The organism is Tissierella sp. QWL-11 (genome assembly GCF_058683765.1).
Genome location: NZ_CM178750.1, coordinates 577,041 through 597,640 on the forward strand (window position 1 = coordinate 577,041; position 20,600 = coordinate 597,640).

At 30.6% G+C, this 20,600-nt stretch carries 18 protein-coding genes; 15 read left to right on the forward strand and 3 right to left on the reverse strand.

Annotated elements, in window-relative coordinates:
* Positions 1-34 precede the first annotated feature (34 nt).
* The 3 genes from AC4PG3_RS02760 (at position 35) to AC4PG3_RS02770 (ending at position 2,853) form a co-directional block, all read left to right on the forward strand.
* Positions 35-787 carry an amino acid ABC transporter permease gene (locus tag AC4PG3_RS02760; protein WP_492197557.1) on the forward strand — a complete coding sequence of 251 codons (753 nt, stop codon included), beginning with the start codon at positions 35-37 and terminating at the stop codon, positions 785-787.
* Between the two features lie 11 nt (positions 788-798).
* Entirely contained in the window at positions 799-1,539 is a 741-nt protein-coding gene (locus AC4PG3_RS02765; RefSeq protein WP_492197558.1) for an amino acid ABC transporter ATP-binding protein, read from the forward strand.
* A gap of 147 nt (positions 1,540-1,686) precedes the next feature.
* Positions 1,687-2,853: a M20 family metallopeptidase gene (locus AC4PG3_RS02770; protein WP_492197559.1), complete on the forward strand. Its 1,167-nt coding sequence runs from the start codon at positions 1,687-1,689 to the stop codon at positions 2,851-2,853.
* Positions 2,854-2,883: 30 nt separating this feature from the next.
* Here AC4PG3_RS02770 and AC4PG3_RS02775 read toward each other — a convergent pair whose 3' ends face one another.
* Positions 2,884-4,254: an aldehyde dehydrogenase gene (locus AC4PG3_RS02775; protein ID WP_492197560.1), complete on the reverse strand. Its 1,371-nt coding sequence runs from the start codon at positions 4,252-4,254 to the stop codon at positions 2,884-2,886.
* 136 nt (positions 4,255-4,390) lie between these two features.
* Here AC4PG3_RS02775 and AC4PG3_RS02780 point away from each other — a divergent pair, with 136 nt between their 5' ends.
* The 10 genes from AC4PG3_RS02780 to fumC all read left to right on the forward strand — a co-directional run bounded on the left by AC4PG3_RS02780 (position 4,391) and on the right by fumC (position 15,038).
* Entirely contained in the window at positions 4,391-5,563 is a 1,173-nt protein-coding gene (locus AC4PG3_RS02780; RefSeq protein WP_492197561.1) for a MalY/PatB family protein, read from the forward strand.
* Between the two features lie 110 nt (positions 5,564-5,673).
* Complete coding sequence (locus tag AC4PG3_RS02785; protein WP_492197562.1) at positions 5,674-6,519, forward strand: DMT family transporter; 846 nt, start codon at positions 5,674-5,676, stop codon at positions 6,517-6,519.
* A 24-nt stretch (positions 6,520-6,543) separates the two neighbouring features.
* Positions 6,544-7,032 carry a MarR family winged helix-turn-helix transcriptional regulator gene (locus AC4PG3_RS02790; RefSeq protein ID WP_492197563.1) on the forward strand — a complete coding sequence of 163 codons (489 nt, stop codon included), beginning with the start codon at positions 6,544-6,546 and terminating at the stop codon, positions 7,030-7,032.
* Positions 7,033-7,150: 118 nt separating this feature from the next.
* Positions 7,151-8,332, forward strand: a complete 1,182-nt coding sequence (locus AC4PG3_RS02795) for a MalY/PatB family protein (RefSeq protein WP_492197564.1) — start codon at positions 7,151-7,153, stop codon at positions 8,330-8,332.
* Between the two features lie 168 nt (positions 8,333-8,500).
* Positions 8,501-8,785, forward strand: a complete 285-nt coding sequence (locus AC4PG3_RS02800) for a hypothetical protein (RefSeq protein WP_492197565.1) — start codon at positions 8,501-8,503, stop codon at positions 8,783-8,785.
* Complete coding sequence (locus AC4PG3_RS02805) at positions 8,782-9,846, forward strand: APC family permease (protein WP_492197566.1); 1,065 nt, start codon at positions 8,782-8,784, stop codon at positions 9,844-9,846. Before AC4PG3_RS02800 ends, AC4PG3_RS02805 begins: the two co-directional genes overlap by 4 nt.
* A 140-nt stretch (positions 9,847-9,986) precedes the next feature.
* The gene (locus AC4PG3_RS02810; RefSeq protein WP_492197567.1) at positions 9,987-11,192 is read left to right on the forward strand and encodes a DUF401 family protein; all 1,206 of its coding nucleotides are present in this window, start codon (positions 9,987-9,989) and stop codon (positions 11,190-11,192) included.
* 24 nt (positions 11,193-11,216) lie between these two features.
* Positions 11,217-12,197, forward strand: coding sequence for a dipeptidase (locus AC4PG3_RS02815; RefSeq protein WP_492197568.1), 981 nt, complete (start codon positions 11,217-11,219; stop codon positions 12,195-12,197).
* 185 nt (positions 12,198-12,382) lie between these two features.
* A complete protein-coding gene (locus tag AC4PG3_RS02820; RefSeq protein WP_492197569.1) occupies positions 12,383-13,609 on the forward strand; it encodes a DUF401 family protein in 1,227 nt (408 codons plus the stop codon).
* A gap of 64 nt (positions 13,610-13,673) precedes the next feature.
* Complete coding sequence (fumC, locus tag AC4PG3_RS02825; RefSeq protein WP_492197570.1) at positions 13,674-15,038, forward strand: class II fumarate hydratase; 1,365 nt, start codon at positions 13,674-13,676, stop codon at positions 15,036-15,038.
* Between the two features lie 33 nt (positions 15,039-15,071).
* Here the strand turns inward: fumC and AC4PG3_RS02830 are convergent, their stop codons facing one another.
* Both AC4PG3_RS02830 and ald read right to left on the reverse strand, forming a co-directional pair.
* A complete protein-coding gene (locus AC4PG3_RS02830; RefSeq protein WP_492197571.1) occupies positions 15,072-16,322 on the reverse strand; it encodes a Glu/Leu/Phe/Val family dehydrogenase in 1,251 nt (416 codons plus the stop codon).
* A gap of 12 nt (positions 16,323-16,334) precedes the next feature.
* On the reverse strand, positions 16,335-17,456 hold the full coding sequence (gene ald / locus AC4PG3_RS02835; RefSeq protein WP_492197572.1) for an alanine dehydrogenase: 1,122 nt from the start codon (positions 17,454-17,456) through the stop codon (positions 16,335-16,337).
* Positions 17,457-18,015: 559 nt separating this feature from the next.
* On the opposite strand from ald, the gene AC4PG3_RS02840 reads away from it, so the two are divergent.
* Positions 18,016-18,864 carry a MurR/RpiR family transcriptional regulator gene (locus tag AC4PG3_RS02840; RefSeq protein WP_492197573.1) on the forward strand — a complete coding sequence of 283 codons (849 nt, stop codon included), beginning with the start codon at positions 18,016-18,018 and terminating at the stop codon, positions 18,862-18,864.
* Between the two features lie 47 nt (positions 18,865-18,911).
* On the forward strand, positions 18,912-20,579 hold the full coding sequence (locus AC4PG3_RS02845) for an ABC transporter substrate-binding protein (RefSeq protein WP_492197574.1): 1,668 nt from the start codon (positions 18,912-18,914) through the stop codon (positions 20,577-20,579).
* The last annotated feature ends 21 nt before the right edge of the window (positions 20,580-20,600 follow it).

Genomic DNA, 20,600 nt, shown 5'->3' on the forward strand with positions numbered 1-20,600 from the left:
TGGTCAGTTTCGAATTGTGTAAAGGAGTGAAACTATGAGTTTTGAAGTTATAGAAAAGATATTTATAAATAATTGGCCTATGTTTATTCGTGGTGCAGGTATGACTCTTTTAATATCCATAATAAGTACTATAATAGGTTCTGCAATAGGTCTATTAATAGGAGTTGTAAGGACAATACCAAAACCAGAAAGAGGAATTAAAAAGATAGTATTAAATATAGTGAATGGAATACTTTCAGCATATATAGAATTTTTCCGTGGAACTCCTATGATGGTTCAATCAATGGTAATATTTTATGGTTCTGCATCAGCTTTTGGAATAGATATGGATAGAACAGCAGCAGCTATATTCATTGTTTCCATAAATACAGGTGCATATATGTCGGAAATAGTAAGGGGAGGTATATTTTCCATAGATAAGGGTCAATTTGAAGCAGCCCATGCAATAGGGATGAATCATGTTCAAACAATGTTCAACGTAATACTTCCACAAGTAATTAGAAATATACTTCCTGCAACAGGAAATGAATTTGTAGTAAATATAAAAGATACATCTGTATTGAATGTAATAGGAGTTACAGAATTATATTTTCAAAGTACAACTATAGCCGGCAATTCATTTAGATTTTTTGAGACTTTTTTTATTACAAGTATCATATACTTTGTTTTGACATTTACTGTAACTAGGATATTAAGATATATAGAAAAGAGATTAGATGGTCCTAAGAATTATAATATTATAGGAAATCAGATGCAGGTAAAAAGACCAGAAACACCGATGAGATAGGAGGGAAGATTTTGGAAAGTATTATTGATATAAAAAATCTAAGAAAAAGCTTTGGAGAAAATGAAGTATTAAAAGATATTAATTTTTCGGTAAAAAAGGGAGAAGTAGTATCCATAATAGGTTCATCTGGATCTGGAAAATCTACTCTTCTTAGATGTGTAAATTTACTTGAACAACCTAGTGGTGGAGAAATAATATATAATGGAGAAAATATATTAGATGAAAGTCATGACATAAATAAATATAGAACAAAATTAGGAATGGTATTTCAACAGTTTAATTTATTTAATAATCACAATGCCATAGATAATTGTACAGTAGGACAGATTAAAGTTTTAAAAAGAAATAAAGAAGAGGCAGAAAGAATTGCCAAAAAGTACCTAAAAGTAGTAGGAATGGAAAATTATATAAATGCAATGCCAAAACAATTATCAGGTGGTCAAAAACAAAGAATTGCCATAGCTAGGGCTCTGTCTATGGAGCCAGATGTGATGTTATTTGATGAACCAACTTCTGCACTTGATCCTGAAATGGTAGGAGAAGTTTTAAAAGTAATGAAAGAGTTGGCAGACTCTGGTCTTACAATGATGGTAGTAACTCACGAGATGGGTTTTGCAAAGGAAGTTAGTGATAGAGTAGTATTTATGGATAAGGGAGTTATAGCAGAGGAAGGTTCTCCGGAAAAGATATTTAATAATCCTGATCAAGAAAGAACTAAAGAATTTTTAAAGAGAATATTAAATCAAGAATAAAGCAAAGCTAAAATACATCTTAAAAGTCAATTGACTTTTAAGATGTATTTTAGCTTTAAAGTAGTTGAGTAATAAACTATTATTGTGTTTTAAGAATATTTAGAGTATAATTTCAATAAATAATAGTTTCAAAGAAAGGGTGGTTATATGAATATTAAAGAGTTAGTAAAAAAGCATAGTGATTATATTGTAGAAATGAGAAGAGACTTTCATATGAATCCTGAGCTTAGCTTTGAAGAGTTTAGAACTTCAAAGATAATAAAAGAAGAATTAGATAAGCTTTCAATTCCCTATATTACATTGGCAGAAACAGGAGTAGTAGCTACTATAGAAGGTGGAAAAGAAGGTAAGACTATAGCACTAAGGGCAGATATGGATGCACTTCCTGTACAAGAAGAAAATGATATAGAGTATAAATCTAAATATGATGGTAAAATGCACGCTTGTGGTCATGATGGCCATACTGCTATGCTACTTGGAGCAGCTAAAGTATTTAGTGAAATTAAAGATGAGATACATGGAACTATAAAGCTTATATTTCAACCTGCAGAAGAAGTTGCAGGGGGAGCTAAAGCAATGTTAGAAGAATTAGATTTTATGGATAATGTAGATGGAAGTTTTGCAATACATCTATGGTCGGGAGTTGACATTGGTAAAGTTTCAGTGGAAGCAGGTCCTAGAATGGCAGGAGCAGATAAATTTGAAATTACTATAAATGGAAAAGCCGGTCATGGTTCTATGCCACAGCAGGCAATTGACCCTATTGTAGTTGGCTCTGCAATAGTTATGAATCTTCAAAGTGTAGCAAGTAGGGAAGTAAGTCCCCTTGATTCTGTAGTTATATCAACTTGTTCTTTTAAATCTGGAACAGGATGGAATATAATTCCAAGCAAAGCAGTATTAGAGGGAACTACTAGGAGTTTTGACCCTGAGATAAGAAAAGAATTACCAAATATAATTGAGAGAATTGCTAAGAATACTGCTTCAAGTTATAGAGCAGAAGCAGAACTTAAATACACACCAGGTGCTCCACCGGTGATAAATGATAAAGAGGCATCGGAAATAGCTGCCAAAGCTGTAGAAAAGATTTTAGGTGAAGGATCTGTAGTTGAAATGATAAAGACTACAGGTGGAGAAGACTTTGCTTACTTTTTAGAGAAGGCTCCTGGAGTATTGGCATTTGTAGGAATAAGAAATGAAGAAAAAGAATCCCATTATGCACATCACAATGAAAGATTTAATATGGATGAAGATGCTTTAGGGATAGGAACTAATTTATATGTTCAATATGCAGTAGATTATTTAAATAAATAGATAAAACCTCTCCTTATCCAGGAGAGGTTTTTACTTCATAAATTTTTTAGCGAATTTTAATTGTCGATTATTATATGGAGGATATTTAAGATTTGGTTCCAAATTTAAAGAAGATTCGAATATGCTCTTTTCGTATGAAAAAGTGTCAAAGGTATATTTTGAATGATATCTTCCTAGACCACTATATCCAACTCCTCCAAAGGGTAGATTTGGATTTATAATATGAGATAATGTGTCGTTTATACAGCCTCCACCAAATTCTATCTTATCTAAGATGAATTGTTTTATAGAATCATCCTTGGTAAATAAATACAATGCTAAGGGATATCTATTTTTTCTAATTATATCTACTACCTGGGAGATATTTTCATAAGTCAGTATAGGAAGTATTGGACCAAATATTTCCTCCTTCATAATACTATCTTCTAAATTTACATCATCCATTAGAGTAGGTTGTATGAATAAATTCTCTCTATTATAATTTCCGCCCTCTAGTACATTTCCTTGACTTAAATATTCTATCAATTTATCAAATCTTTTTTGGTTTATAATCTTACCTAAACTTTTAGAATCCTTATTATGCCTACCATAAAACTTTTCTATGTGAATTTGAATTTTATTTACTAAATCATCTTTTATACTTTTATGAACTAATAAATAATCAGGGGCTATGCAAGTTTGACCAAGATTAAAAAATTTAGCCCAAGTAATTCTCTTTGCAGCTGTATCTAAATTTGCATCATTATAGACAATTACAGGACTTTTCCCTCCTAATTCTAGGGTGACAGGAGTTAGCTGTTTGGCTGCCATTTGAGATATTTTTTTACCAACACCTATACTTCCAGTAAAAAATATATGGTCTAGTCTATGATTTTCTATTAAAGAATCTGTAACGGAGCCTGGACCTTCTATTACAGCTATATAATTTTTATGAAAATTTTCTCCTATTATCTTGCTAATTATTCTTTGAGTATTTTTTGATTGACTTGAAGGTTTAACTATAGCACAGTTTCCAGCAGCGATTGCTCCAATTAAAGGAGAAAACAAGAGTTGAAAAGGATAATTCCATGGACTTACAATAAGTACTACACCCTTAGGATGTGAATATATGTGGCTTTTTCCCAAACTCAAATAAACTGGAGTGGGTACTTTTTTAGGGGTCATCCAGTCCTTTAAATTTTTAATTGCAATATTTAACTCTTCATAAACTATACCTATTTCTGAAGTATATCCTTCAAATTCAGGTTTAGCTAAATCAAGTTTGATACTTTTCATAATATCTTCTTCATTTTCCTGTATAACAGTTTTAAGCTTCTTAAGTTGTGATATTCTAAACTCAAAGCTTAAGGTATTACCTTCATCAAAATATTTTCTTTCAGAATTATATATATCATCTATCATAAAATCATTCCTTTTATTGTATTTTTACCTATTTACATAGAAACAAAACAATAATATTAGAAATCCAACTAAAAATAAATACATTATATGATATAATATTATATCATATAATTAACAAATATTAGGAGATGGTAAGATGAATTATGGTTTTGATGAAGTTATAGATAGAAAGAGTTCGGACTCCGTTAAATGGGCAAATTTACAAGAAGAATATGGACATGAGGACATGCTTCCCATGTGGATTGCAGATATGGACTTTAAATCTGCACCAGAGATTATAGAGTCTTTAAAAGATAGAGTTGAACACGGAGTATTTGGATACAATTATATAGAAGATTCCTTTTATGAAGCTGTAATTAATTGGGTAAAAGAAAGACATAATTGGGATATTAAAAAAGAGTGGATTGTATTTACTCCAGGAGTAGTACCTGGACTTAGTATTAGTATTAGAAGATTTACTAAAAAAGGGGACAAGGTATTGGTTCAACCACCTGTTTATCCACCATTTTACGAAGTATTAAAAGGTAATGATAGGGTATTGAGTGAAAATCCATTGATAAATAATGGTGAAAAATTTGCTATGGACTATGAAGATCTACAATCTAAGATAGACAAAGATACAAAACTTATGATTTTGTGTAATCCTCATAATCCTGTAGGTAGAGTTTGGACAAGAGAAGAGTTAAAAGAACTTGGAAATATTTTAATAAAAAATAATATAATTGTTGTATCTGATGAAATTCATGGTGATTTAACTTTAAAGGGAGTAGAGCAAACTCCATTTGCTTCTATCTCAGAAGAATTTGAACAAAATAGTATTACTTTTATAGCTCCAAGCAAAACTTTTAATATAGCTGGACTTAAAGCTTCCATAGCTATAATTCCAAATGAGAATTTAAGAAGAGAATATCAAGCTGAAATAGATACTCTTCATATAGGAAAGCCAACTATATTTGGTCAAGTAGGATTAGATGTTGCATATAATACAGGGAAGCCTTGGTTAGAAAGTGCTTTAAGATATATTGAAGATAATATTGACTATTCACTAGAATATATAGAAGAAAATATTCCCAAGATTAAAGCCTATAAACCAGATGGAACTTATCTATTATGGCTTGATTTTACAGGATTGGATAAAACACCTGATGAGATCAATGATGCTTTAATAAATAAAGGTAAGGTTTTATTAAATGATGGAAGGCCATATGGTACAGGTGGAGAAGGATTTTTTAGATTAAATATTGCAACTTCTAGAGTTAATCTAGAAGAAGGATTAAAGAGAATAAAAAAAGCAGTAGATAGCTTATAAAAAAATATAATAGCCCTTAGTTAAAACTAGGGGCTATTATCAATCTTAAGAATATAATAAACTAGAAAAGATTGGATTCTTATGTTAAGATTATCTTTGGAGGTGTAAAAATGGGTATTATTTTAATTTTATTATCAGCTTTATCTTTTACATTTAGTACATATTTTGGAAAAATAGTTACAAATACTACAGATATGTCAGGAGTAATTACTTCCTTTACTAGGTTTTTCCTTGGAGCAGTTATTATGACTATATATATTATATATAAGAAAAAGAGCTTTAAATCTCCAGACATCAAACCTATAATATTAAGGTCTGGATTTAACAGCTTTGCAATAATGCTTTATTCCATGGCATATGGATATACTACAATAACAAATATAAATATGTTAAATATGACTTATCCAATTTTTGTTGTTTTATTTGCACCGTATTTTACTAAGGAAGTAATAGATAAGAAAAAGTATATATATTTAGCAATGATTATGGCAGGCTCATATATAGTTGCAAATCCAAGTTTTGGAAATATAAATATAGGAGATCTACTAGCTCTATCATCTGCTATTATGGCTTCTTTTAGCATCATGTCTTTGACAAATGCAACAAAGAAAAATGAAGGATATATAATTTTATTTTATGTAATGTTATTAGGAACACTTTTTAATTTACCATTTGCATACAATGACATTCTTTCCTTTGACACAACAGCTATATTCCCTGTGCTTATGTCTGCTATATTAGGATTTCTAGGTCAAATATTTATTACATGGGGATATAGGTATGTAGATTCAGCTACAGGTAGTTTGACATCTGCAAGTAGAATTGTAATGGCGGCAATTGTAGGATATATATTTTTAGGGGAACCCCTTACTTTAAGAATAATTACAGGAATGATTTTGATCACAGGATCCCTTGTGGGATTGAGTGGATATTTCCAAAAGAGGAAAACTACTTAAATTATATAGTAGAGGAGTTTTATTATGTCGGAGGAAAAAATTTTTGCAGAGATCATGGAAGCCTTTAATACCTATTTTCGTATAATATATAGCTATCAAAATACTCCAAGGAAATATGGTATAGATGAGCCTCTATTCATGGCTGAAGCTCATATCATACAGGCAATAGGAGAGAATCCAGGACTTAGTCTAAATGAATTAGCAGAAAAAACTTATAGGACTAAATCGGCAATGTCTATGATGGTTAAAAGTTTAGTTGAAAAAAAACTTGTCAAGAGAAAAAGAGATGTAGAAGACAATCGAAGATATATAATAAACTTAACTCAGAAGGGAAAAATAGTGTTTGATTTTCATGCTAAATTAGATAGTAAAAATTATGGAGAAATATTAAAATCTATGAGGGAGATATCAGATATTTCCTTAGAAGACTTAAATAAATTCCATGCATTTATGAATAGTCACAATAAAGTGTTAGATAAAAGAACTGCAATTAGGAAAGCTAGAAAAAATTAATTTTTTCTAGCTTTTCTTTATTTTATTAATAAAAAGGGAATGTCCCTCATATAATTTAATAGCAAAGGAATAGTTCATTAAATGAACTGTTCTATATAAATTAAAGGAGGAGATTTTGATGAAGTTTAATTTTAATGAAGTGATTGATAGAAGTGGTACTAATTCGGCTAAGTGGGACCCAGGTGTATTAAAAGAAAAATTTGGAGAAAGTGATTTATTACCATTTTGGGTAGCAGATATGGATTTTAAAACAGTTCCAGCTGTAGTAGATGCAGTAGTGAAAAGAGCCGAGCATGGAATCTATGGCTATAGTGCAAGACCAGATTCCTATTTTGAATCTATTATAAACTGGACTAAAAAAAGATTTGGTTGGGATGTGGAAAAAGAGTGGATTGAATATACTCCAGGAATAGTTCCTGCAGTAAATTATATGATTCAAGCTTTTTGCAAGCCTGGTGATAAGATAATCATACAAGAACCAGTATATTATCCATTTAAAATGGCAATTGAAAAAAATGGATGTCATGTAGAAAATAATGCTCTTAAATTCAATGGTGAATATTACGACATAGATTTTGAAGATTTTGAGGCTAAAGCTAAAGATCCAAAGGTAAAGATGTTTATACTTTGTAGCCCACATAATCCTATTTCTAGAGTTTGGAAAAAAGAAGAATTAGAAATATTAGGAAATATATGTTTAGAAAATGATGTACTAGTAGTTTCTGATGAAATTCATAATGACTTAGTATATTCTGATTATAAACACATAATGTTTGGATCATTAAATGAAGATTTTGCTATGAATTCTATAACTTGTACAGCTCCAAGCAAGACATTTAATTTAGCTGGTATGCAATCTTCTAATATCATAATTCCAAATGAAAAATTGAGAAAAGAGTTTAAAGAAACTCTAGATAGAAATCATATAGGAGGGCAAAATCCTCTAAGTATTGTAGCTACAGAAGTAGCTTATAGTGAAGGAGAAGAGTGGTTAGAAGCACTTTTAGAATATTTAGAAGAGAATATAGAGTTTATAAATGAATACTTAGCTAAAAACCTTCCTAAGGCAAATATGATTAAACCTCAAGCAACATATTTAGGATGGATTGATTTAAGTGAATATGAGAGTGATGGACAAAAGCTAGAGAAATTGATGGCTGAAAAAGGTAAAATTGCTATGGATGGTGGAACATGGTTTGGGGAAGCAGGAGCTGGGCTTATGAGAATCAATTTTGCCTGTCCAAGAAGCTTATTAAAAGAAGGATTAGATAGAATTAAAAATGCTATAGACAGTATCTAAAACAAACTACTTTCTACATGTATAGATTTGTTGCAAAATGTCTTGTAACAAATCTATACAAAAATTCTTAATACTATTAGAAGTTTTTCCCTAGAATTAGTAACAGACTGTTTTTTATAAAGATGATTTGTATTAATTTAATAATACAAATTAAAGGAGGAGTAAAACATGTCAAATGCTACATCTACTAAGGATTTAAAGAGAGTATTAGGCTTTTGGGATCTTATGAGCACAGCAGTTGGGCAAATTATTGGTGCAGGTATAATGTCTTTAACTGGAGTTGCTATAGCCATGACAGGTAAGTCTGTGCCTATATCATTTTTGCTTGCTGCAGTGTTTGTAATATTTTTTTCAATTCCCCTTGCTATAATTATGTCCACTGCAAGATTTAGAGGAGGACAGTATTCTGTAGTTGCAAGTCTATTTGGGAAAAAATATGGTGGTTTTATATGATTGTATTTATTTTAAGTAATCTTTCAATAGCAATGTATGCCCTATCATTTGCAGACTATGCTTTGACATTTATACCAGGAGTAGGATTAGGTGCTAGAAAACTTATAGCAGTAGGATTGCTTACAATATTTTATATTTTAAACTTCTTTGGAATAGATAAAATGGCAAAGATACAAAACATCATCGTTGGAACATTAGTAGTTGCATTGGCTTTATTTGCAGTATTTGGTATAACTAAAGTAAACCCTAATTATATAGATGAAAATTTCATGACAGGCGGATTAGTTGGAATGTTTCAAGCAGCAGCACTACTTACCTTTGCCACAGGAGGGGCCACAGCGGCAGCAGATTTAGCAGGAGAGGCTAAAAATCCAACTAAGGACATACCAAAAGTTATAATAGTATCTACTGTAGTTGTTGCAGTGCTTTATGGATTTATGTCTGTTATAGCAGCTGGAGTATTACCTATAGAGCAAGTAGCAAATCAACCCTTAACATGGGTAGCTAAGGCTATACTTCCTCAGGCACTTTATGTGTTTTTTGTAGTAGGCGGAGCAATGTTTGCATTAGTATCCACACTTAATGCTCAACTTGCTTGGGCCACAAAGCCTCTTTTACAAGCTTGTGTAGATGGATGGTTCCCAAAAAGATTAGCTTACTTACATCCTAAATACAAAACCCCAGTAATTTTATTAACTCTATTTTATATAGTGGGATTACTGCCGATTGTATTTGGATTTGATATAGGTGTAGTAGGAAGTGTTGTAGTAATAGTAGGGAGCTTTACTAAGGCAATGGTGTCTATATCTCTGCTTAGTATGCCTAAGGTAATGCCAGAATTATGGAATAAATCACCACTAAAGGTGTCTCCAGGAACGTCTAAATTAATAGTAGTTTTGGCCATAGCAGTAGCAATTATGCAAGTAGCATTGTTAGCAGTTGATCTTTCTATGCCTTTATTTATTGCCAATGTTGCAGTATTAGTATTTGGTATGATATTCTCAATTACTAGATATAAATCTGGAAAGGTGCAGATGGAAGTAAGTTACGAAGAGCTTTAATTTTATGGATTAGGGACATGGATTTTTCATGTCCCAATCTATATTAGGCTTTATAAAATAAAGAGCAGATAAACTTAGGTTTAAAAATGTTAATTAATTATTGGGTTTATCTTTAATCCAATAGAAATAGGGGGAGAATTATGGATATACTAAAATTAGTAATTATATTTATACTAATTATTGGAATTATAAGATTTAAAAAACCATTATATATAGCAATACTTGTAGGAACTTTAATGACTAGCATATTATATAAAGTTTCCCCGATAGAGATGTTTAAAATAGCTGTGGAGTCAGTTACAAATTCAACTACAATTACAATTTTATTATCTTTTTATGCTATTACATTTCTTCAAAGAATGCTTGATAAAAGAGGACATATTCAGCTTGCTCTAACTTCTTTAAATGGAATCTTTAATAATAGAAGGATAAATATATCCATAGCTCCATTTTTCATAGGATTACTTCCATCAGCAGGAGCAATATTTATAAGCGGAGATATGGTAGATGCATCTGCAGGTGATTTAATAAGTAGAGAGGATAAGACATTTTTAACTACTTTCTATAGACACATACCAGAGAGCTTTCTTCCAACATATGGGTCTATAATTTTGGCGACACAGATTGTAGATATATCTGTTTCTTCCTTTATTATTTCAATGATACCAGTGGTTTTTATGTTATTTTTCTTAGGATATACGTTTTATTTAAGAAAAATTCCTAAGGATACAGGTCAAGCTCCAAGTAAAGATAAGAAAAAAGATGTGATAAATTTAGTGAAAAGTCTTTGGACTATAGCTGTTGCAATATTTCTAATCCTAGTATTTAATCTACCAGTCTACATAGCTACAGTTATAGTGATAATTTTATCTATAATAATAAATAAGTTTAAGTTCTATGAATTAAAGCCTATGTTCCTTTCAGCTTTTGAGCCCAGGATAATGATAATTACAATTGTAGTAATGTTCTTTAAAGATACTATAACTCATACTGGTGTAATAAATACATTACCAAGCTTATTTGAACAATTACCTATTCCAACTCCTATGGTATTTGCTATGATATTTTTCTTTGGAACTATAGTAAGTGGTTCTTTGGCAATGATAGGATTAGCACTGCCCCTTGCATTTATAGCTATACCTGATGGAGCAGTTCCATTAATGATGCTACTTATGAGCTATTCTTATGCAGCTATGCAATTTTCACCAACTCATATATGCCTTACTCTAGCGACGGAATACTTTGAAACATCTATGGTAGATTTATTGAAGAAAACAGGTCCTGTCATAGGAGTATTGAGTATATTTATAGGAGTATATTATGTTATACTTGAAATGATCTTGTAAATAAAGCTTAAAGGAGGGTACAAGGTGAAATATATTGATTTACATTGTGATACATTGATGAAGCTTTCAGAAATAAAAGAGGATCAGAACTTACTTAAAAATACTATTGCAAGTGTAGACTTTACTAGAATGAAAGAGTCTGGTGCAATGGCTCAATTTTTTGCTATTTTTCTCTTAAATGATGAAATTTTTAAGAAATTAGGAAAAGAGTCTATGGAAGATGATCAATATATAGAAAAGTTGAGAAATGTATTATTAAACGAAGTAGATAAGAATTCAGATATAATAGCTATGGCTTATAATTATGATGATGTAATTAGAAACTATAGTAATAATAAGATGTCTGCATTTTTAACTATAGAAGATGGTAGAAGTGTAGATGGAAAACTAGAAAAATTAGATAAGTATTATAATTTGGGAATAAGGCTTATTGGTCTAACATGGAATTTTGAAAATTGCTTTGGATATCCAAATTCAAATGATCATGAAATCATGAATAAGGGACTTAAAGATTTTGGAAAAGACGCAATTGAGTATATGAACCATTTAGGAATGATAATAGATGTATCACATCTATCTGATGGAGGATTTTATGATGTGGCAAAAATAAGTAAAAAACCATTTATAGCATCCCATTCAAATGCTAGAGAATTATCTTCACATAGCAGAAACTTAACAGATGATATGATAAAAATTTTAGGTGAAAAAGGCGGAGTAGCAGGACTTAATTTTGCACCACAATTTTTAAACAAAGATATTTCTTCTAGAGATAGTACTATAGAGCTTATGGTAAAACATTTAGATTATATGAAGAATAAAGGTGGAGAGGATATATTAGCTCTTGGATCTGATTTTGATGGTATAAGTGGTAATCTGGAAATAGATAGTTCGGATAAAATGCCAAATTTATTTGATGCTCTTAGAAAAGATGGATGGACAGAAAGATTAATAGAAAAGCTTGCATATAAAAATGTATTGAGGGTCTTAAAGGATGTTACGATGTAATAGAAAAATTGCCATAATAAACATCCTACTTTTGTTATTCCCAACATCTCTAGATTGTAAAGAGATTTAATGAATTTTTATTTTTAAATTGACCTCTCGAAAAAAGAGGTCAATTTCTCATAATATATAGTTATAATTCTCAAAAATGATATAATTAAATTAAATAAAACAAGGAGTTGAAAAGTATGTACCAACTATTTGCAGTTCTAATTTCATTTGCAATAATTCCAATACTTATAAAAAACAAAGTAAAATTAAGTTTTACGCTTTTAATAACTGCAGGAGTTTTAAGTATTCTTTCTAATATAGGGATTCAAAATATATTTGATGCAATTTTGGGAGTATTTATAAATTCAGCTTCCCGGACTACTGTGCTTACAGTTATGATGGTTAGCATACTAGGTGGACTTATGGGTCATTACAAAGTTTTAGAAAGAATAGTAAATTCATTAGGGAAGATAATAAAAAATAAAAAGAACATTTTGATGATCATACCTGCCTTTATTGGACTCTTAGTAATCCCTGGTGGAGCACTTTTATCAGCTCCATTCATAAATGATTTGGGAAAAGATTTAAATTTACCATCAGAGAGAAGGGCTGCCATAAACTTGGTATTTAGACATATTGCTATGTTTATTGTGCCTTATTCTACGGGAATATTAATTGTTTCATCAAGCTTTCCAAATTTAAGTATTATGAGGATTATAGGATTAAATCTTATATTTATAAGTATTCTTATACTAACTGGTTATTTTCTATTTATTAGAGATATAGAAGTAGAAATTTTATCAGAAAGAAAAGATCTAAGTAAGAATTTAATAGAACTTATAATTTTAACTTCCCCTATATACATTCCAGTAGTAATAAATTTGACAACTGGTTTACCCTTTTATATAACTCTTTTATTTAGCATTTTGATTGTATATTTTTTAAGTGATAAAAAAGATTTTATTAAGAAATTTATTAAGTCTATAAGTTGGCATACGGTTCTAACAGTAGTAGCTATTTTAATTGTAAAAGAGATAATTTTAAGAATGGATAGTCTTTTAGATATATTTACGACTATGTTTAATAGTAGTGACAATATCCTATATACTCTATCTATATTTTTAATAACATCTATATTCTTTGGATTTATAACTGGAAATCAAGGGGCATCCCTTGCAATAATACTTCCAATGTTATCTCAATTAGAAGTATCTGATAATATGCTATATATCTATATTTACTTTGCATATGTAGCAGCATTTATGGGATATTTTTTCTCACCTCTTCATCTATGTCAAGCTTTTACTTTGGAAGTGATGGGGGTAAAGACTGGAGATTTATATAAGGAGTATAGGAAATATATACCTATAATGTTTGTAATTTTGATGGGAACTTTTTTTATATTTAGAATTCTATTTGTATAGATAGTTATATAAACATTTATTAGGGTATATGCTTAGTAAAATATACTATAAAAGAGGGATTGAGATGGAATACAGAGTTGAACATGATACTTTAGGAGAGGTGAGGGTCCCAAAGGAAAAATACTGGGGAGCTCAAACTCAAAGGAGTTTTCAAAATTTCAAGATAGGTATAGAGAAGATGCCTATAGAAGTCATTAGAGCTTTTAGTGTTTTAAAAAAGGCTGCTGCAATTACAAATAATAAATTAGATAAATTAGAAGATAAGAAGATGGAAATAATATCAAAGGTATGTGATGAGATATATGATGGGAAACTAGATGATAATTTTCCATTGGTAGTATGGCAAACTGGAAGTGGAACTCAAAGTAATATGAATGTAAATGAAGTAATAGCAAATAGGGCAAATGAAATATTAGGAGAAAAATTGATACACCCTAATGATGATGTAAATATGTCACAAAGCTCAAATGATACCTTCCCTACGGCTATGAGTATCGCTACAGTAATAGCAATAGAAGATAATCTATTACCTGCTATAAATAATTTAAAGAGTACTTTTAAAAGATTAGAAGAGGATAATAAAGGAATAATAAAGACAGGTAGGACTCATCTACAAGATGCAGTACCTATAGGATTTTCTCAAGAGATAAGTGCCTGGACTTATATGCTTAAGCTAGGGGAAGAAAATATAAGAAAGTCTTTAGAAAGTTTAAAAACACTAGCCTTAGGAGGAACAGCAGTAGGAACAGGATTAAATGCACCAAAGGATTTTGGAAAATTAGTTGCAAAGGAAATCTCAAGGCTAACTGGAAAAGATTTTAAGACTTCAGAGAACAAGTTTTATTCACTTACAAGTAAAAGTGATTTTGTAAATTCTCATGGAGCTATAAAAGCCTTAGCAGTTGACTTAATGAAGATTGCAAATGATATAAGGTGGCTAGGAAGTGGACCTAGATGTGGTATAGGTGAGATAGAAATTCCTGCAAATGAACCAGGAAGTTCTATAATGCCAGGAAAGGTAAATCCTACTCAAAGTGAAGCATTAACTATGGTAGTAGCGCAAGTTATGGGAAATGATGCTTCTATAGGAATGGGTGCAAGTCAAGGTAATTTCCAATTAAATGTATTTATGCCTATGATAATTTATAATTTCTTACAATCTGTAAGACTATTAAGTGACGGAATTGATTCATTTAATAAAAATTGTGCAATTGGAATAAAAGCAAATAAAGATAAGATGGAGGAAAATCTAGAAAAGTCATTGATGCTTGTAACAGCTTTAAATCCTCATATAGGCTATGAGAAATCAGCTAGGGTTGCAAAATATGCTTATGAAAAAGAACTATCATTAAGACAAGCAGTAGTAGAATTAAACTATCTTAGTGAAGAAGAATTTGATCAATTTATAGTACCAGAAAATATGATTTAAGAAAAGACTAAAAAACTCCCCTAGGGGAGTTTTTTAGTACCAACCTCTTAATTTCATAGTATCTGATAATTTTTTTATGGAAGACATATAAGCAGCTTTTCTAAAGCTTGTATTATAAGTAACTTTTATATCCCACACATTATTAAAGGCATCTACCATTGCCTTTTCTTCTCTTTGTGTAATCTCATCTATATCCCAATAATATCCGTATAGGTTTTGAACCCATTCAAAATATGATACAGTAACTCCACCTGCATTTGTAAGTATATCTGGAGTAACTAGGATATTTCTTTCTTCTAATATCTCATCAGCTGAAGGTGTAGTTGGACCATTGGCAGCTTCACATATTATTTTTGCGTTAATTTTCTTAGCTACATCAGATGTTATTACATTTTCAAGTGCTGCAGGTACAAATATATCCACATTTAAATCCCAAAATTCATCTATAGATATTTTTTCAGCTTTAGGATAATTAGACAAATCTTTATTTTCTTTTAGGTGCAAAATAAGATCATTGTAGTCTAATCCGTTTTCATTGTATAATGTAAAATTCCTCATAGCTAGGGCTACTATTTTAGCTCCTTGATTTTGTAAATGTTTTGCTGTAAAGCTTCCTACATTTCCAAAGCCTTGAAGGGATACTGTGGCTTTATTTATATCAATGTCCAATTTTTTTAGAGTTTCTCTTGCAGTTATTGCAACTCCTAAGCCTGTAGCTTCTGCCCTGCCTTGAGAACCGCCAAATTCTACAGGTTTTCCAGTGATAGTTCCTAGGGCAAATTCACCTGTAAGTTTCATATACTCATCTACCATCCAGGACATTATTTGACCATTTGTATTTACATCTGGAGCAGGAACGTCTATTTTTTCTCCTAAGTATTTGTAAAGTCCTTGTATATATCCTCTAGATAATCTTTCTAATTCTCCCTTAGATAGTTCCTTGGGATTTACAATTACACCGCCTTTAGCTCCACCATATGGGATTCCAGTTACACAACATTTAAAACTCATCCAAACAGAAAGCGCCTTTACTTCATCTAGATTTACATCAGGATGAAATCTGATTCCACCTTTTCCAGGGCCTACTGCATCATTATGAAGAGATCTATATCCTTTAAATACCTTTACACTTCCATCATCCATTTTAACAGGGATAGATAGTTCGATAACTCTCTTCGGATCCTTTAAAAGTTCATATACACTTTCATCTAAAGAAAGGGCATCACAAGCCATTTTGATTTGATGTCTAGCACTTTCTAATGGATTTAAATTATCTTTTGCCATATTATTTCCTCCTTAGTTGTTTAAGATATCTTTTAGTTCTACATATTCCATATTATATAAATCTGCAATGGCAGGATATACAATATGTCCATCTATAACATTTGCTCCTTTTCCTAAGGAAGAATCAAGTTCTAAGGCTTTTTTCCATCCATTATTAGCTATTTTTAGTACATAGGGAAGAGTTACATTGGTAAGGGCTAAAGTAGAAGTCTTTGAGACAGCTCCTGGAATATTACCTACTGCATAGTGTATGACTCCATGTTTTATAAATGTAGGCTCATCATGTGTAGTTGCCTTTTCTATGGTCTCTACACATCCCCCTTGATCTATTGCCACATCGACAATAACACTTCCAGGTTCCATCTGTTTTACCATATGTTCTTTTATAAGTTTAGGAGCCTTAGCTCCAGGAATTAAAACTGTTCCTATGACTAAATCAGCAGATTTAATACTTTCTTTTAAATTATATTCATTGGAATACAAGGTTTCGATTTTACCCATAAATATTTCATTTAGATAAGTAAGTCTCTCTATAGAAATATCAAGTACTGTAACCCTAGCTCCTAGACCTACAGCTCTTCTAATTGCACCAGTTCCTGCAATTCCGCCACCTACTACTACTATATGGGCAGGAGCCACTCCAGGAACTCCATCTATTAAAACTCCCTTACCTCCGTTTGTCTTTTCTAAATATATACTTCCTTGTTGTATTGCCATTCTTCCGGCAATTTCACTCATTGGTGTTAAAAGAGGCAATGATTTATTTGGAAGTTGGACAGTTTCATATGATATGGCAATTATTTGAGAATCTACTAAGGCCTTAGTAAGTTCTAAGTTGCTTGCTAAATGTAAATAAGTAAAGAGGATTAAATCTTTTCTAAAATATTTGTATTCACTTTTTAGTGGTTCTTTTACCTTTAAAATCATTTCAGATTTTCCCCATACATCTTCAGTTAAATCTACTATCTTAGCTCCGAATTCTTTGTATAGATCATCGCTAAAACCAGCACCTATTCCAGCGTCTTTCTCTATTAAAACAGTATGGCCAAACTTTACTAAAGAATTTACTCCTGCAGGGGTAATAGCTACTCTGTTTTCTTTTATTTTTGTCTCCTTTGGTACTCCGATTATCATTTGCATTCCTCCTCATAAACTTATTATGGTTATTCTATCACTTATCTATAATATTTTCATTATTTAAATAAAAAAAATTTTCCGTTTCATGGATTATATTTCATGGTTAAATTTATTTTGTATATTCTAATAAACTTAGAACAAAGGCAAAGGGGTTTGTTTATGAAAAATAGAGATACAAATTATTATTAGTGTTGTGGGATATAGTGCTTATAAATTTAGCATATTTTTTAAGCCTATATATGGTTGCACTCTATTATTTTAAATTATATAAGAAAATATAATCTTCATACATCAATCTATATAATAGTAACACTTATATATATGACTCTCATAGGAGGGATGCGTTTTAGTTTTAGAACTATAGGCAGTAAAATCCTAGAATTATTTAAAAAGGATAATAAAAAAGGGCTATGATAATAGAAACAAGTAATGAATAAAATCTTTAAAAATAAATAAAATTATAGTAATTACTTTAAAAAGATAAAAAAAATCATTGACATACAAGTATAAACATAGTAAGATATTAAAAATAATAAATTTTAAGCGAGGTTATGTATTGGATATTTTAGATATTATTTTAGAAAAAAGAGCTAGTTTAAGTAATAAACAAAAAAATATTGCAGATTACCTGGTTTCAAATAGTGTAAAAATAGGTTTTATGAGTTTAAAGGATTTGAGTTTAGAAATAGATGTATCTGAAGTTACCATATTAAATTTTGCCAAGGTTATAGGATGTGAATCTTTTTCTGAATTAAAGAAGTCGTTTCAAGAATTAATCGAAAAACAACTTCATGTACCAAAGGATATTAAATCCTCACTTATGGAATTAGATAATTTAGATGATGTATACGACAACACTATACAAATACATAAATTAAACTATGAAACTGCACTTTTAGACAATAATTTGGAAGTTCTTAAAGAGATATCACATTGGATAAATAGTTGTAAAAGAGTATATATATGTGGACAAGGTATTTCGAAGGTAATCGCTGATTATATAAACAATAGATTCAAGTTGATAAATATTGATAGTAAGAGTATTGACATAGGAGACTTAATAGACTCTAGTATAGATTTTGTAGGTGCTACTAAAGACGAATGTTTTATTTTAATATCCTTTCCTCAATATTCCCATAATGTAGTAAAACTTGCTAAATATCTTAATGATAATGATTTTGAATACTTAGCTATTACTGATAGCGATGATTCCCCACTTATGAAAAATGCAAAATATTCCTTAAAATCTTATAGTCGTTCCATAATATTTCAAAACTTTATTTCATCTACAATATCATTAATAGAGATATTGTTAAGCATTATAAGTTTTCAAATGAAGGAAGAATTGATGGAACATTTAGATAAGCTTGAAAATATTCAATCGGAATTATCCCAATATTCCTAAAAGGCTAATTTTTAATAATATAATAAAAATAAAAAAGGAGTGGTCAAATGAATAAAAAACTAATAATATTTTTATTGGTAGGAGTACTTATGCTTTCTGTATTATCAGGATGTGGAAATGATCAAGAAGTAGATGGTGATAATTCAAGTGGAGATGGAAATGTAAAAAGTGAAATACCTAAGGAGTTGACAATAGGACTTGCAGGTGATGCTTATTCTTTAGATCCATATCCACTAAATGAGACAATTACAAATGCAATAAATAATCATATTTATGATACTCTTGTTGCCCCAGATAAGGACTTGCAACCAGAACCTGCCTTAGCAGAATCTTGGGATGTAACAGAAGATGCTAAGATTTGGACTTTTAATTTAAGAAAAGATGTAAAGTTTCACAATGGAAATGACTTTACAGCAGATGATGTAATATATTCTTTTGATAGAGCTAAAGAAGAGATGTCAGCCTTCGATTATACTCTAGCAACAGTTGAAAGTTATGAAAAGAAAGATGCTTACACTTTAGAAGTAGTTTGTAAAGAGCCAAATGCATTACTTTTAGCACATATGAAGGATTTAATGATATTAGATAAAGAGAGCAATGAAGGAAAAGATGATGAATGGATAGCTTTAAATCCAAATGGTACTGGAAGATATAAGCTTGTAGAGCATATAGGTGGAGATAGGCTTGTTTTAGAGAGAAATGAAGATTTTTGGGGTGAATTACCAGAAGCCGAAAAAGTTACATTTAAACCAATTACAAATGAAGGAACTAGAACTGCTAATATGGTTTCAGGTGCTGTGGATTTTGTAGCGGATGTACCAGTAAGAGATGTAGAGGTATTAAAAGCTAAAGATAATATTAATTTAGTAACTCAGCCTAGTTTAAGAATTATATACCTTAATCTAGCAGGTTGGACTGATGATCCAAGTAGAGATGCAGAGATGAAGTTAAAATCTCCAGATGGTACAAATCCATTTAAGAGTATTAAGGTAAGAGAAGCTATGTATAGATCCATAAATGAAGAAGAGATAATTGAGAAGATAATGAATGGCTTTGCAACACCTGCTGCTTCTTATATTCCTGAAGGATTTAATGGTTACAATGAGGATATAAAGAGATTTGAATATGATCCTCAATTAGCTGAAAAACTTTTAGATGAGGCAGGATATGAAAGACAAGAAGATGGATATAGATTTGAAGTAACCTTAGATGCTTCAAATGACAGATATATAAATGATGGAGAAATTGCAACTGCTATTACAGGATATTTTGAAAAAGTAGGGATTAAGGTAAACTTAAATCTAATGTCAAGAACTGTATTTTTCAAATATATAAGTTCAAACAATAGGGAAGGAGATAATACACATCTTGCTATGACAGGTTGGGCAGATAGTGGTGGAGAAAGTGCACTTATAGGACTAGATGCTCTTTATAGTATAACTCAAGATGGAAGTGTAAAAGAAGGATACGGCGGTGTTAATAGAGGATATTATCAAAATCCTGAAGTAGATAAATTAATAGATCAAGCAATAGCAACTGCTGATCCAGATGAAAGAGATAAGATAATGCAAGAAGTGTGGAAAATGGCAGCAGATGATGTGTCATATATACCTTTACATTTCCAACAAGATATATATGCTCATAATGATAATATAGAATACACTCCAAGAAAGGATAATTATATCCATGCTTGGGATATGAAGTTTGTAAAATAAAATATCTGATAAAGGAAAGGT